Origin of the sequence: Thermus sp. (assembly GCF_040290245.1) — a bacterium.
In the GTDB taxonomy this organism is placed as follows: Bacteria; Deinococcota; Deinococci; order Deinococcales; family Thermaceae; genus Thermus_A.
Genome location: NZ_PSMQ01000009.1, coordinates 39995 through 41408 on the forward strand (window position 1 = coordinate 39995; position 1414 = coordinate 41408).

Annotated in this window: 1 protein-coding gene and 1 pseudogene; both read left to right on the forward strand. The window is 65.1% G+C overall.

The window, feature by feature from the left end:
- The coding region (locus C4301_RS02545) for an ankyrin repeat domain-containing protein (protein WP_352413551.1) at nt 1-813 on the forward strand (813 nt) is incomplete at its 5' end.
- A 160-nt stretch (nt 814-973) separates the two neighbouring features.
- Nucleotides 974-1414: pseudogene (locus C4301_RS02550) on the forward strand (hypothetical protein); the annotation flags it as partial.

Below are 1414 nucleotides of genomic sequence, written 5' to 3' on the forward strand. Positions count from 1 at the left end.
GACATTCGGGACTCCAGGAGGGCCACCCCCCTGCACCGGGCCGCCCGCTACAACGCCAACCCCGAGGTCCCCACCGCCCTGGTCAAGCTGGGGGCCAAGCTGGACGCTCGAGACAAAGACGGCTGGACCCCCCTGCACTGGGCAGCCCTCAACCCCAACCCCCAGGTCCCCACCGCCCTGGTCAAGCTGGGGGCCCGCCTGGGGGATCGAAACCAGCAGGGGGTCACCCCCCTGCACCTGGCGGCCCTCAACCAGAATGTCCAGGTCCTCACCACCCTGGTGAAGCTGGGGGCCGATCTGAAAGCCAAAGATGATGATGGCGCAACAGTCCTGCACTATGCGGCTTTCGCCAACCCCAACCCCGAGATGATCTCCACCCTGGTGGGGCTGGGGATGCAGGTGAACGCTCGAGACCGGACTGGCGACACCCCCCTGCACTACGCGGCGCGGAACAACGAAAATCCTCAGGTCATCACCGCCCTGCTCAAGCAGAAGGCTGATCCCAAGGCCAAGAACTCCGAGGGGCAAACCCCCCTGCACTTTGCCGCGGCTTTCAACCCCAACCCCGAGGTCATCACCATCCTGGTCAAGGCAGGGGCCCAGGTGAACGCTCGAGACAATAATGGCCGGACCCCCCTGCACTGGGCCGCAGCAGAGAGCCAGAAGTCCGAGGTGGTGCTGAAGCTCCTAGAGCTGGGGGCCGATCCCAAGGCCAAGACCAACATTGGCCGGACCCCCTGGGACCTGATCCAGTTCAACCCGGCCCTCCGCGACAGCCCGGCCTACTGGAAGCTCAACCAGCTGCGCTACTGATGGACCTCGCGGCCTACGAGCGCTACCTGCTCCAGGAGACCGGCCTGCCGGGGTCCGGCGCAAGTGGACCAAGGCCCAGTAGTTGGGGCGGTGGCGTCCCCACCTGCGCACCCGCGTAGGGGAGAACGTCAAGGCAACCAAGATGCAAAGGATAGCAAAGATGCAAGCCGACTTGAACCAACTCTTCGACAGTGCCCTGGCCGGTGGGGTGCGGATCGTGGCGGAGCGCTATGGCTTCCCCCCCGAGGCCATGGACGGGGCGATCACCCGCCTCACCCTGGTTGCTTCCCGAAGGGAACACCGAGCTGCTTCGCGAAGCGAACACCGAGAAGCAACCGCCCGGTATTTTCCCTTCAACCCCCTGTGGACCCGCCTTAGAGCCGGGTCCACCTCGAGGGAGGGCACAAGCCCCCCCTCCCCATCCTCTTGGTGTTCGCTACGCGAAGCAACGAGCCACCCCCAGCAGAGGTGGTCCTCGAGGAGGCGGAGGAGGGCCCGGGCTTCCTCTCGGCTTATAACCAATGTCCGGCAAGACTCGAGCTCGAACATCTCGCCTCCTTTTGAAAAGCGATCCCCCCCCTCTAAAGAGGGGGGGAGATCC